At 73.9% G+C, this 13259-nt stretch carries 11 protein-coding genes; 6 read left to right on the forward strand and 5 right to left on the reverse strand.

The window, feature by feature from the left end; translation table 11 throughout:
• Positions 1–262 precede the first annotated feature (262 nt).
• From C1I92_RS25040 to C1I92_RS25050, 3 genes are all read left to right on the forward strand, one after another.
• On the forward strand, positions 263–949 hold the full coding sequence (locus tag C1I92_RS25040; RefSeq protein ID WP_111257370.1) for a hypothetical protein: 687 nt from the start codon (positions 263–265) through the stop codon (positions 947–949).
• 99 nt (positions 950–1048) lie between these two features.
• Positions 1049–2980 (forward strand): sensor histidine kinase, encoded by a 1932-nt coding sequence (locus tag C1I92_RS25045; protein WP_111257371.1) that lies wholly within the window; start codon positions 1049–1051, stop codon positions 2978–2980.
• On the forward strand, positions 2977–3615 hold the full coding sequence (locus C1I92_RS25050) for a response regulator (RefSeq protein WP_111257372.1): 639 nt from the start codon (positions 2977–2979) through the stop codon (positions 3613–3615). The genes C1I92_RS25045 and C1I92_RS25050 overlap by 4 nt, the downstream gene beginning before the upstream one ends.
• Here the strand turns inward: C1I92_RS25050 and C1I92_RS33495 are convergent.
• The 3 genes from C1I92_RS33495 to C1I92_RS25065 all read right to left on the reverse strand — a co-directional run bounded on the left by C1I92_RS33495 (position 3581) and on the right by C1I92_RS25065 (position 5323).
• Entirely contained in the window at positions 3581–3907 is a 327-nt protein-coding gene (locus C1I92_RS33495; protein ID WP_146605274.1) for a DUF6406 domain-containing protein, read from the reverse strand. The two genes, C1I92_RS25050 and C1I92_RS33495, sit on opposite strands and share 35 nt — an antisense overlap.
• Positions 3897–4982 (reverse strand): C2 family cysteine protease, encoded by a 1086-nt coding sequence (locus C1I92_RS25060; RefSeq protein WP_111257373.1) that lies wholly within the window; start codon positions 4980–4982, stop codon positions 3897–3899. Before C1I92_RS25060 ends, C1I92_RS33495 begins: the two co-directional genes overlap by 11 nt.
• A gap of 80 nt (positions 4983–5062) precedes the next feature.
• Entirely contained in the window at positions 5063–5323 is a 261-nt protein-coding gene (locus tag C1I92_RS25065; RefSeq protein WP_111257374.1) for a DUF3039 domain-containing protein, read from the reverse strand.
• Between the two features lie 64 nt (positions 5324–5387).
• Here C1I92_RS25065 and C1I92_RS25070 point away from each other — a divergent pair, with 64 nt between their 5' ends.
• Both C1I92_RS25070 and C1I92_RS25075 read left to right on the forward strand, forming a co-directional pair.
• The gene (locus C1I92_RS25070; RefSeq protein WP_199521569.1) at positions 5388–6908 is read left to right on the forward strand and encodes an MFS transporter; all 1521 of its coding nucleotides are present in this window, start codon (positions 5388–5390) and stop codon (positions 6906–6908) included.
• On the forward strand, positions 6905–8698 hold the full coding sequence (locus C1I92_RS25075) for a DEAD/DEAH box helicase (RefSeq protein WP_111257375.1): 1794 nt from the start codon (positions 6905–6907) through the stop codon (positions 8696–8698). Before C1I92_RS25070 ends, C1I92_RS25075 begins: the two co-directional genes overlap by 4 nt.
• Before the next feature lie 78 nt (positions 8699–8776).
• Here C1I92_RS25075 and C1I92_RS35040 read toward each other — a convergent pair whose 3' ends face one another.
• Positions 8777–10297: a golvesin C-terminal-like domain-containing protein gene (locus C1I92_RS35040; RefSeq protein WP_111257376.1), complete on the reverse strand. Its 1521-nt coding sequence runs from the start codon at positions 10295–10297 to the stop codon at positions 8777–8779.
• A gap of 110 nt (positions 10298–10407) precedes the next feature.
• Positions 10408–11850 carry a helix-turn-helix transcriptional regulator gene (locus tag C1I92_RS25085; RefSeq protein ID WP_111257377.1) on the reverse strand — a complete coding sequence of 481 codons (1443 nt, stop codon included), beginning with the start codon at positions 11848–11850 and terminating at the stop codon, positions 10408–10410.
• Positions 11851–11964: 114 nt separating this feature from the next.
• On the opposite strand from C1I92_RS25085, the gene aceA reads away from it, so the two are divergent.
• Positions 11965–13254: an isocitrate lyase gene (gene aceA / locus C1I92_RS25090; protein ID WP_111257378.1), complete on the forward strand. Its 1290-nt coding sequence runs from the start codon at positions 11965–11967 to the stop codon at positions 13252–13254.
• The last annotated feature ends 5 nt before the right edge of the window (positions 13255–13259 follow it).

The raw sequence follows: 13259 nt of genomic DNA on the forward strand, positions 1-13259 counted from the left end.
CATCACCACCGCCCAGATCGCCACCGCCTGACCAGCCCACCAGCACCGGACCCCGACAAGCCGACAACCCAAGAACCACCAACCCGAACCACACCGGTCAGCTACAACCACAAAGAGCAACAGGCTCTCTAACGACACAAAAGGTTGATGATCATGGGAGTCCCGGTGGAGCTCCCCGGCGGAACGGGACAATCTGCCCTGCCGGCCGGGACGGCGGGCGCAGCAGGCTCACCTCGTCAACGCACCGACGAGGGGGAGAATCATGAGTACCAGTCTGGCGCCCGGCGCCACGCACGAGATCGTGACACCAGCCCAGCGCGCCTGGGCGTACGCCGGCATCCTGGCCGGCCTGGCCGGCGTCGCCGGCATCCAGGCGTCGGCGAGCATCACCGCCGTCTACGACGAGGACATCGACGGTGACGCGCCGGCGATCCTGGAGAAGCTGCGCGACTTCGTCCCGAACATCGTCGTGTTCCACCTGACGACGATGGTGGCCACCGTCCTGCTCGTCGTCTTCGCCGCCGGTCTGCGCCGCCGCCTCAAGGCGCAGGCGCCGGCCGACAGCCTGCTGCCCGACGTGGCCGCGTTCGGGCTGCTGCTGACGTCTGTCGCCGGGCTCCTGGGCGCCGGGCTGAACACCGAGTTCGTGTTCGCGCTGTCCGACGACGGCGCCGCGCTGGTGCCCGAGGTGGCCGTGATGTTCGGCCACTGGATCGGCACCGTGCCGTGGCTGTGGGTGGGCGCCGGGATCACGGGGGCCGCCCTCGCCGTCGCCGCGTTGCGGCATGCCGCGGCGCCGCGCTGGATCGGGTGGGTCGCGACGGTCCTCGGTGGGCTCACGCTGCTGCTGGGCATCTCGCCGCTGCAGTACATGGCCGGCTTCACCGGGCCGGCCCTCGTGCTCGTCGTCGCGCTCGGCTTCGCGTGGGGGGACCGGCGCCGGGCCTGACGACGCCTGCGCACCGTGGTCGCGGCGCACGCTGTGGCACCCTTCCGTCAGCGGGCCGTACGCCGGGGGGCCGGCCCGAGAGGGGGAGCTCGGAGCATCATGCCCGACACGTCGCGCAGGATCCGCGCCTGGGTGGCCACGGCGATCGCCGTGGCCGCCTGGGCGCTGGCCGCGTTGTCCACCGTCCTGCTGGTCCTCGCCCGCCCGCCGCTGGACGCGAACCTCTGGTTCTTCGTCGTCGACGTCACCGTGGCCTGCGTCTACGGAACGGTCGCCGCGATCACGCTGCGCCGGCGGCTGCACCCGGTGCCGGTCCTGCTGGCGCTCGCCGCGGTCGGCGGCGGCCTCGCGGCCCTCGGCTACGGCTACGCCGGCTGGTCCGCGCGCCCCGGCGGCCCGGACCCCGTCGCCGCCATCGCGGACCTGCAGAGCATCGCCTGGGTGCCGGGCACGCTGGCGCTCTTCCTCGTCGTCCCGTGGTTGGTCCGCGACCACCCGCTCGGCCGCCTGGCCTGGGCCGGCCTGCTCGCGGGCGCCGCCGTCACGCTCGCGCTGAGCCTGGCGAACATCGTCGCGCCGGGGTGGGCGGCCACCGAGCTGTTCGCCGCCGCCGTCGTGCTCGGGCTGGTCACGACGGCGGAGACGGAGTGGCGGCACCGCCGCGGGCCGGAGGACGAGCGCAACGGCCTCGGCTGGCTGGCCCTCGGCACGGCGATCCTCGCGGTGTCGTTCGTGCCGCTGATCTTCGCCTGGGACATCCCGTACTGGTCGACGCCGGTGCTGCACCTGTTGTCGCAGGCGGTGTTCCCGGCCGCGGTGCTGGTGGCGGTGCTGCGCAACCGGATGTGGGGCCTGGGCCTCGCCGTCAGCCGCACCGTCCTGGCCGGCCTGCTGACGACCGGCCTGCTCGCCCTGTACCTCGTGGTCGCGCTGCTGGTCGGACGGGTCGTGCCGGGCCAGGGCGCCGCGCAGCTGGTCGCGGCCGGGTCGGTGGCCGTCGCGGTGCAGCCGCTGCGGATGGCGCTGTCGACCCGCGTCCACCGGCTGGTCTACGGCGCGGCCGCCGATCCGGTGCGGGCGGTGCGGCTCGGCTCCCATCTCGGCGACGCGGGCTCGACGGACGAACTGCTGCGGGGGCTGGCCGAGGACATCGGCCGGTCGATGCGGCTGGAGTCGGTCGGGATCGAGGTCGACGGCGGCATCGTGGTCCGCTGGGGCCGGCCGACGACCGCGGGCGAGTCCATCCCGCTGGTCCATCGCGGCGAGGACGTCGGCCGGCTGGCGGTGACCGCACCACCGGGCGAGACGCTGGGCGGCCGCGAGCAGTCGACGCTGCGCGACCTCGCCGCCGTCGTCGCGACCGCCGTCGCGGTCGGCCGGGCCGCCGCGTCGGTCGAGCAGCTGCGCGAACGGGTCGCCACGGCGCGCCTGGAGGAGCGCCGCGTCATCCGGCGCGAGATCCACGACGGCCTGGGCCCGTCGCTGGCCGGGCTGCGGCTCGGCCTCCAGGGCGCCCGCAACCTGCTCGACACCGACGTCGAGGCCGGGAAGCGGCTGCTCGGCGCGCTGCAGACCGAACTGGACCAGCGCGTCGACGCGGTGCGGACGCTCTCGCACCACCTGCTGCCGCCGGCCCTCGACGAGCTTGGCCTGGCCCCGGCGCTGGAGGAGCTCGTGAACCGGTACGCCGAGGACGGGCTGGCCCTGACGGTGTCGGCGCAGCAGGTGGAGTCGCTGCCCGCCGCCCAGGCGGCCGCCGCGTACGGCATCGTCAGCGAGGCGCTGGCCAACGTCAGCCGGCACGCGAACGCCCGCTGCGCCTGGGTGGAGGCCCGCCCGCACGACAGCGGAGTCCTGCTGACGGTCTCCGACGACGGGGTCGGCGTCGCGCCGGGCGCGGTGCCGGGTGTGGGCAGCCGGTCGATGCGCGAGCGCGCCGCCGAACAGGGCGGCTACGTCGAGGTCGGCGCGCGCGACGGCGGCGGCACCACCGTGCTGGCCTGGTTCCCGAGTGAGAAGGTCGCCTCATGATCAGGGTCGTGGTCGTCGACGACCATCCGGTGTTCCGCCTCGGCATGGTCGCGCTGCTCGACAGTCTCGGCGGCATCGAGGTCGTGGGGCAGGCGGCGTCGGCGGGCGAGGCGCACGAGGTCGTCGACGAGTCGGTGGACGTCGTGCTGATGGACCTCCATCTCGGCGCCGACTCCGGCGTGGAGGTCACCCGCGACCTGGTGCGCAGGCTGCCCGAGCTGCGGGTCCTCGTCATCACCATGCGCGAGGACGACGAGTCCGTCGTCGCGTCGGTCCGCGCCGGCGCCAGGGGCTACCTGCTCAAGGGCGCGTCGCCGGACGAGGTGGAGCGCGGCGTCCGGGCGGTCGCGAACGGCGAGATGATCCTCGGCCCGCAGGTGGCCGCGCGGGCGATGGCGACGCTGACGGCCGGGCGGACGGCGGTCCGGGTGCCGTTCCCGGAGCTGTCGGACCGGGAGCGCGAGGTGCTGGACCTGGTGGCCCGCGGCTTCGACAACACGCAGATCTCCAGACGGCTGGTCCTGAGCCCCAAGACGGTGCGCAACCACGTGTCGAACGTGCTGACCAAGCTCGCCGTCCCCGACCGCGCGGCCGCCATCATCAGGGCCCGCGACGAGGGCCTGGGCCACGACTGAGCGCGTCGTCGGCCGGGACCAGGACGGCGACGACGTGGTCGCCGGCGGCGCCGGGCGGCGCGTCGGCGGCCAGCCGCGGCGGTGGGCTGGTGCTGCGGACCCGCCAGCGCGTGCCGCCCACCGTCAGCACGTCGCCCGGCGCGTACCAGGCGACGGTCTCGGCCCCGCCGGGCTCGTCGACGCCGAGGCGAACGTGGGGTGGGTCGGCGCCGAGGAAGGCGACCCAGCCCGCGCCGACGGGGACCGGGTGGCCGAGACGCACCCGCACGGCCGCCCTCGGTTCAGTCGTCATCGGTCTCGCACCAGTCGATGCGGGTGAACAGCTCGGCGAACACGTCCAGCGGCACCGGCCGCGGATGCCACCGGCCCCACGGATTGTGCAGCAGGACCCGGCGCTCCTCGTCGAGCCCGGTGATCGCGTAGGCGTGCGCCACCGGCGCCAGCCGGTACCGCAGCGCGGCCGCCGCGCCGGCTTCGTCGGCGCCGAGCGGACGGCTGCAGGCCACCACGGGCTGGCCGGACTCGATCAGCTCGGCCACGAGGTCGTCGCCGGCCTTCGGCACCCGGAGCAGGTAGCTGGGTCGGCCGGTGATCCAGTACAGCGCCTCGACCGGCAGCCCGCCCTGGCCGAGCACGTGGTACCCGCCGCCGTAGACGGCGTACGCCTTCTCGACGTACGGCACCAGCGTCGAGCCGTCGGGCGAGTGGGCGTAGGCCAGCCGCCCGGTCGCGTCGTCGACCGGGAGCGTCGGGCGCAGCCGGTAGCGCCGGCCCGGCACGTCGACCAGCACGGCGCCGTCGACGGCGCTCACCGACGGCAGCAGCCAGGGCGCCCGGCCGGCGACCGTGCACAGCGCGGCGACGAGGTGACAGTCGCTGATGCAGCCCTGCCGGGCCAGTTCGGGGCCGACGGTGTCCGGCAGCGTGAGCGGATGCTCGGCGTACCGGGCACCGCCGGCCAGCTCCGGCTCCTCGGCCAGCCCCGGGGTGGGCGGGCCGAGGGCCGGAGCGGGACCGCCGGCCACTGGGGGCGGTGGGCCGGCGAACGGTGACCGGCGGCCCGGCTGGGGAGTCTCGTGCAGCAGGCGGCGCAGCCGCCGTGCCTCGGCGTCGATCGCCTCGAGCGAGGATCGGGCGGCCGAGTCGACGGCGGCGACCAGCGGCACGGCGACGCCGTCCGGCAGGCATGCGGCGGCGGGCAGGCCCGCGGCGGCGGGCAGGCCCGCGGCGGCCGCGGCCGGCAGGCGCGCGGTGACGCCGGCCGCACGGACCGCCGTCGCCACCCGGAGCACGTCGAGCTCCGCCCGCGCGGCGGCGCGCAGGGACGTCAGGGCCTGGACGGCGTCCTGGACCGGCCGCTCAGCCACGGCCCGGCCCGGACGCCGTCGTCGTTGTCGCTCTCACACCCCCTATGGGTGCTTCTGGCGACCCGAATGTGACAGCGGGATCAGGATTTGTCGCCGCCGCCGGGCTTCATCGACTCCCAGATCTCCTTGCACTGCGGGCAGACCGGGTACTTCTGCGGGTCGCGGCTGGGCACCCACACCTTGCCGCACAGTGCGATGACGGGCGTCCCGTTGATCATGGCGTCGGTGAGCTTGTCCTTGGGCACGTAGTGCGAGAACCGCTCGTGATCGCCGTCGCCGCTGGTGGGCTGGGTACGCCGATCCTCGATGGTGTCGCTGCCGGGGGTCAACTGAGTGCTCACGGCGTCCAGTCTACGGACCGGGCGCGCGCCTGGCGCGTGACGGCAGCGTCGCTATGATTCGCTCGTGACAGAGCAGCCGGGCGACGAGGCCACCCAGGGGATCCTCGGCCCGGCGTACCGGCGGCTGTCGATCGGCATCGTCTCGTCGGTCGTGTTCATCGCGTTCGAGTCGATGGCGGTCGCGACCGCGATGCCCACGGCGGTGCCCGAGCTGGACGGCATGGCGCTGTACGCGTTCGCGTTCTCGGCGTTCTTCACCACGAGCCTGTTCGCCATGGTGGTCTCCGGCGAGCTGTGCGACCGGCGCGGGCCGCTGCTGCCGCTGATCCTCGGCACCGGCGCGTTCACCGCCGGCCTGCTGCTGGCCGGCGCCGCGCAGTCGATGTGGCCGTTCCTGGCCGGACGGGCCGTCCAGGGCCTGGGCGGCGGGCTGGTCATCGTCGCGCTGTACGTCGTCGTGGGACGGACGTACCCGGAACGGCTGCGGCCGAAGATCTTCGCCGGCATGGCCGCCGCCTGGGTGGTCCCGTCGATCGTCGGGCCGCTGGTCGCGGGCGTGCTGACGGACGAGCTGTCGTGGCGGTGGGTGTTCTTGGGCATCGCGCCGCTGGTGCTGATCCCGGTGTTCCTCGCGCTGCCGTCGGCGAAGTCCGTCGACGGGCCGCCGCCGGGTGGCGCGCCGTCGCGCGTGGGGCGCAAGCGGTTCGCGCTGGCGGCCTCGGTCGGCGTGGGGCTGCTGCAGTACGCGGGCGCGCGGGCGGACCTGGTCGCGATCGCGGTGGCGGCCGTCGCGCTCGCGCTGATGGTGCCGAGCGTGCCGAAGCTGCTGCCGCCGGGCACCATAGCGCTGCGCCGCGGCCTGCCGACCGTCGTCGCGCTGCGCGGCATCTACGCGGGCGCGTTCTTCGGCACCGAGACGTTCCTGCCGCTGCTGCTGGTGTCCGAGCGGGGGATGTCCTCGACGCTGGCCGGGCTGTCGCTGACCGGCGGCGCGCTGGGCTGGGCGACCGGCTCCTGGTACCAGGGCCGCACCCGCACGGTCGCGCCGCGGTACCTGCTGGTCCGCGCCGGCGGGCTGTTCGTCGCGGCCGCGATCTGCAGTGTGTCGCTGGCGCTGGTCGAGGCGGTGCCGCCGGTCGTGGTGATGCTCGGCTGGGCGGTCGGCGCGTTCGGCATGGGCATCGCGACGGCCAGCATGAGCGTGCTGCTGTTCCAGCTGTCGCCTGTGGCCGACCACGGCGCGAACTCGGCGGCGCTGCAGGTCAGCGACGCGCTGTTCACGGCGACGTTCGTCGGGCTGGCCGGGACGATCTTCGGCACCGGGCACGCGGAGTCGATCGCCGAGACCACCGTCGACCACTGGGTGTACTTGGTGATCATCGTGGTGATGGCCTGCCTGGCGCTGTTCGGCGCCTGGGCGGCCGGCCGGGTCCGATCGCCGTCCGATGCCGTGCGCGCGTCCGACCCCGGGCTGTCGGTCCCGGCGGCTAGTCTCGACGAGGTGCCCGGGCCGACGCCCGGTGTCGGCAACGCCGCCGACGGGCCGCGTCAGAGCAAGGACGTCGACGTCACAGGAGATGTGTGAGCACTTCGGCCGCTGAGCACCTGCCTCCTGCCTATCCCGATCGTGCCCCGTGGGGAACCGCGGGGCGCCTGCGCGCCTGGCAGGCGGCGGCGCTCGAGGACTACCTCACCCGCGATCCGCGCGACTATCTGGCCGTCGCGACGCCGGGAGCGGGCAAGACGACGTTTGCGCTGCGCGTCGCCGCGGAGCTGCTGGCCCGCAAGGTCGTCCACCAGCTCACGATCGTCGCGCCGACGGAGCACCTGAAGCGGCAGTGGGCCGAGGCCGCCGACAAGGTCGGCATCACCGTCGATCCCGCGTTCAGCGGCCGCACCGCGCGCACCAGCCGCGACTTCACCGGCGTCGCCGTCACCTATGCCGGCGTCGCCGCGCACCCGATGCTGCACCGCGCCCGCTGCGAGAACCGCCGCACGCTGGTCATCCTCGACGAGGTGCACCACGCCGGCGACTCGATGTCCTGGGGCGAGGCGACCCGCGAGGCGTTCGACCCGGCGACGCGGCGGCTGGCGCTGACCGGTACGCCGTTCCGCTCCGACATCAACCCGATCCCGTTCGTCACCTACGCGCCCGACGTGCAGGGCGTCCCGCGCAGCGTCGCCGACCACGCCTACGGCTACGCCGAAGCGTTGAAGGACGGCGTCGTCCGGCCGGTGCTGTTCCTCGCCTACTCCGGTGAGATGCGCTGGCGGACGCGGGCCGGCGACGAGGTCGCCGCACGGCTGGGCGAGCCGCTGACGAAGGACATCACCGCGCAGGCGTGGCGCACGGCGCTGGACCCGCACGGCGACTGGATCCCGTCGGTCCTGCAGGCCGCCGACACTCGGCTGACCGAGGTGCGCCGGCACGTGCCCGACGCCGGCGGGCTGGTCATCGCGACCGACCAGGAGTCGGCCCGGGCCTACGCGGCGCTGCTCAAGCGGGTCTGCGGCGAGTCGCCGACGGTCGTCGTGTCCGACGAGCCGAAGGCGTCGAAGAAGATCGCCGACTTCAGCGACGGCGACAGCCGCTGGATGGTCGCCGTCCGCATGGTCTCCGAGGGCGTCGACGTGCCCCGGCTCGCGGTCGGCGTCTACGCGACGGCCACGCAGACGCCGCTGTTCTTCGCCCAGGCCGTCGGACGCTTCGTCCGCGTCCGCAAGCGCGGCGAGACCGCGTCGATCTTCCTGCCGACGGTGCCGTCGCTGCTCTCCTACGCCGGCGAGATGGAGGTCTCCCGCGACCACGTCCTCGGCAAGCCGCCGGGCGCCGACGACGACCCGAACGCCGTCGAAGAGGCGCTGATGGAGGCGGCCCAGCGCGAGGAGCCGGCCGACGGCGAGGAGCTCATGCCGTTCGAGGCACTGGGCTCCGACGCCTCCTTCGACCGCGTCCTCTACGACGGCGGCGAGTTCGGCACCCAGGCCCGGGCCGGCTCCGCCGAGGAGGCCGACTACCTGGGCATTCCCGGCCTGCTGGAGCCGGACCAGGTGGCGGTGCTGCTGCGCCGGCGCCAGGCCGAGCAGCAGGCGGCCCGTGCGTCGGCGCCCGCCGACGGCGACGGCACCTCGTCCGCCGCCGACGGGAACGGCGACGGTGGCCGCGACCCGGCGGTGTTCGAGCAGATCTCCATGCTGCGCCGGGAGCTCAACGGCCTGGTCGGCGCCTGGCACCACCGCACCGGCAAGCCGCACGGCGTCATCCACACCGAGCTGCGCAAGACCTGCGGCGGCCCGCCGGCCGCGCTGGCGACGGCGGCGGAGATCCAGGAGCGCATCGACACGATCCGGGCCTGGGCGATCGCCCGCGGCTGAGGGCGGCCGCCCCGCGACCGTGGTGGGGGGTCGGGTCGCGGTGCGGCCGCCGGGGCTCCGGGGGCCTTGGTGAAAAGCTCATCGGGAGATGCGGACGGCGTCGGCCTCGATCGAGCCGGCCGTCGAGGTCCAGCGGCTGACGCCGACCACCGGGTGGTCGCCGGCGGCCAGCGCGAACGTGCCGATGGAGACCCACCTGCCGCCGTTGCTGCGCTGGTCGACGTAGACGGTCTGGTTGCCGGTCGGCGTCGCGACGAGGTACGGCGTGCGGGAGTTGTTGGCCGGGTCCTGCGGGTACCAGACCTCGACGAGGTAGGTGCCGGCCGCCGGGATGTTCGCGCTGAACCAGGCGGCGTCGCTGGACAGCACCGGCTGCGCGTGGCGGTGGTTGCTGCCGTACTGGCCGGGTGCGGACGCCGTCACCCAGTTGGCGCTGGCGGTGAACGCGCCGCCGTTGTCGACGACGACGCTGAACGACGGCGTGCCGCCGCCGTTGACGTAGCCCATGTAGCGGTTCCAGTCCCAGTTCGGGCCCGGGTCGGTGTGCGTCGCGCCGGGCGCCTCGCTGTGCGCGATGACGTGGGCGCGGTCGCGCGGGATGCCGTACCGGTCGCAGACGTGGCGGGTCAGCGCCGCCGACGAGCGGTACATGGCCTCGGTGTACCAGGCCGGGTCGTTCACCCAGCCCTCGTGCTCGATGCCGATGGACCGGTTGTTCGTATTGCCGACGTGCCAGGCGACGTCCTTGTGCCGCACCATCTGGGTGATCTCGCCGTCGGAGGAGCGGACGACGTAGTGCGCTGAGACGTTCGCGCTCGGGTTCTGGAACCACGAGATGCAGCCGGCGTACGAGCCCTGCACGGTGTGGATGACTACTCGATCGATCGCGTAGTCATTGGGCCGGTTGGCGACACGGTAGTTGCCGGAGTTGGCGGCCACCCAGCGGGCCGGGCCGTAGTCGTCGCTCATCAGCGAGAACCGCTGGTCCAGCGTGGGGACGGCGGCGAAGTCGCCGTACTCGGGGGCCACCGCGCGGGCGGCGACGGTGAACGTCTCGCCGCCGGCGCGCAACGCCAGTCCGCGCTCCAGCGTCTGGTAGACGGTGTCGGCCTCCAGCCGGGCGACGGAGGGGTCGGCGTAGCCGGAGTAGCGGGCCACGGGCGCGTACCAGGCGTCGACGCGGCGGCGGTCGGCGGCGGTGAGGCCGGCGTCGTCGGCCAGCGAGCGCAGCAGTGCCGCGGCGCCGTCGACGTTGGCCGTGACGTCGGTCTTCAGCACGTCCACGCTGTGGCCGGTGAGCGCGGCGGCTGTGCCCAGCGTGTCGGTGGACGGGTTGCTGACCAGGTGCATGACGCCGTAGCCGCCGGGCTGGCTGGGCTGCCCGGCGTGGTCGTCGACGCGGGTGAGGGTGTACGCGAGCGCGACCAGCAGGTCGCGCGGGACGCCGTGCCGGCGGGCGGCGGCGGTGAACGCGGCGGTGAGGCTCGTGACCGTCCGGACGGGGTGGCCGGCGGCGTTGGCGGCGGTGGTGACGACGGGCGTCACGACGATGGCGGCGCCGAGCGCCAGTACGGCGCGGCGGCTGGGTTGGCTCGTCACTGCGGATCCCCTCTTGTCGCCCGGATCACCGGTGGATCGCACCGGCCGAGTAACAGCAGAACCTACCGACAGTTTGGGGGTCTGTCAGCAGGTTCCGGAGGAATGTCCGGTTAATCCGATCCAGCGCCGGAGTGTCGTTCCAGGAACGTGTAGACGTCGGTGTCGTCGACGCCCGGAAACGTGCCCGGTGGCAATGCTGCCAGCAGGTGCGAGTGAACCCGTGCACTGGGCCAGGCGCGGCGCGCCCACCGACCGGCGAGCGCGGCCGGCGGGCGGCGGCAGCAGGACGGGTCCGGGCAGCCCGACGTGGCCCGGACGGTGGTCTCGCGGCCCTGGAACCACTTCGAGTGGGCGTACGGCACGCCGACGTCGATGGCGAAGTCGCCCTCGGCGGTGCTCTCGACGTGCGTCGTGCACCAGTACGTGCCGCGGCCCATGTCGGTGTACTGGTGGTGGGTCGCGTACCGGTCCGGCCGCGCGAACACCGCCCGCGACGCCCAGAACCGGCAGACCAGCTGGCCCTCGATGGCGCCGGTGACGTCGGCCGGGAACGTGACGTCGTCGTTCTCGTACGCCTTGTAGATGACGCCGTCCTCGCCGACCCGCATGAAGTGCACCGGCAGCCCCAGGTGGTGCGTGGCGAGGTTGGTGAAGCGGTGCGCGGCGGTCTCGTAGGAGACGGCGAACACGTCGCGCAGGTCGTCGATGGCCAGCTCGCGCCGGGCCTTCGCCCGCTGCAGGAACCCGACCGCCGCCGTCTCCGGCATCAGCAGCGCCGCGGCGAAGTAGTTGGTCTCGACGCGCTGGCGCAGGAAGTCGGCGTAGTCGGCCGGCTCGCGGTGGCCCAGCGCGAAGTGCCCGAGCGTCTGCAGGACGATGGTGCGTGGGTCGTGCCCGGCCCGCCCGGACGACGGCAGGTAGATGCGCCGGTCCTCCAGGTCGGTGACGGAGCGGGTGGCGCGCGGCAGGTCGGCGACGCGGTGCAGGGTGAAGCCGAGGTGCGCGGTGACGTCGCTGACGCCGCGCTCGGTGAGGGGGCCGGCGTCGTGCCCGACGGCGCGGGAGATGCCGGCCGCGACCGCTTCGATCTCGGCGAAGTAGTTGCCGCGGTCGCGCATCTGCCGGCGCAGCTCGGCGTTGGCGCGGCGCGCCTCCTCGGGCGTGGCGGCCTGCTCGGTGGCCCGCCGGCGCAGCTCGCGGTGCAGCCCGACGAGCGACTCCAGCACGTCGGTCTGCATCGTCGCGCCCGCCGTCACGTGCGGCAGCCCGAGCGACGAGTACAGGGGATCGGCCTGCGCGTGCTCCAGCGCGATCTCCAGCGCGGCCCGCTGCGACGGCGGCTCCGGCTTCATCAGCTCGGCGACGTCGACCTCCAGGGCCGACGCGATGGCCTGCAGCAGCGTCAGCCGCGGCTCACGCCGTCCGTTCTCGATCTGCGAGAGCAGCGACGGCGCCCGGTCGACGGCGGTGGCGAGCGCGCCGAGCGTCAGCCCGGCGGCCTTCCGGGCATGCCGGATGCGGCGGCCCAGGGTGACGAGGTCGAGATCGGCCATGACTTCCCGTTCTGTGAAGTTCAGCGAATCTTCACCCACTCTAGCGGTGGATCGCCCCGGCAGAACCCAGCCACGGTGGAGGACGTCAGCAATTCACCGAAACCGGGAGTGAGCATGACGACGACACTGGACCGCCAGACCGCCGAGGCCGCGGCGCTCGCCGAGGAGTGGGCGACCGATCCGCGCTGGTCCGGCGTGCGCCGCACCTACACCGCCGAGGACGTCGTGCGGCTGCGCGGCAGCGTCCGCGAGGAGCACACGCTGGCCCGTCGTGGCGCCGAGCGGCTGTGGGAGCTGCTGCACCAGCCCGAGCACGTGGCCGCGCTGGGCGCGATCACCGGCAACCAGGCGGTGCAGATGGTCCGGGCCGGGCTGAAGGCGATCTACCTGTCCGGCTGGCAGGTCGCGGCGGACGGCAACACGTCCGGCAACACCTACCCCGACCAGAGCCTCTACCCGGTCAACTCGGTGCCGACCGTCGTCCGCCGGATCAACAACGCGCTGCTGCGCGCCGACGAGATCAGCTACGCCGAGGGCGCCGACCCCGGGTTCGACTGGCTCGCCCCGATCGTCGCCGACGCCGAGGCCGGCTTCGGCGGGCCGCTGAACGCGTACGAGCTGGCCAAGGCTCTGATCGCGGCCGGCGCCGCCGGCGTCCACTACGAGGACCAGCTGGCGTCGGAGAAGAAGTGCGGTCACCTCGGCGGCAAGGTGCTGGTGCCGACGTCGCAGCACATCCGCACGCTGAACGCCGCGCGCCTGGCCGCCGACGTCGCCGGCGTCCCGACGATCCTCGTCGCCCGCACCGACGCTCTGGCCGCGGACCTGATCACCAGCGACGTCGACCCGATCGACCAGCCGTTCCTCACCGGCGAGCGGACCGCCGACGGGTTCCACCGGACCCGCTCCGGCGTCGAGCCGGTGCTGGCCCGGGCGCTGGCTTACGCGCCGTACGCCGACCTGCTCTGGGTCGAGACCGGCACGCCGGACCTTGCGCTGGCCCGCAAGGTCGCCGAGACCGTGCACGAGCAGTACCCGGGCAAGCTGCTGGCCTACAACTGCTCGCCGTCGTTCAACTGGAAGGCGCACCTCGACGACGCCGAGATCGAGACGTTCCAGCGCGACCTCGCCGACCTGGGCTACCGGTTCCAGTTCATCACGCTGGCCGGGTTCCACCAGCTCAACTACGGCATGTTCGACCTCGCCCGCCGCTACGCCGAGAGCGCCATGACGGCCTACGTCGACCTGCAGCAGCGCGAGTTCGCCGCCGAGCGGCTCGGCTACACCGCGACCAAGCACCAGCGCGAGGTCGGCACCGGCTACTTCGACCTCGTGTCGACGGCGCTCAACCCCGACAGCGCCACGCTCGCCCTCAAGGGCTCCACCGAGGAGGAGCAGTTCTGACGCCC

This window comes from Jiangella anatolica, assembly GCF_003236295.1.
Lineage (GTDB): Bacteria > Actinomycetota > Actinomycetes > Jiangellales > Jiangellaceae > Jiangella > Jiangella anatolica.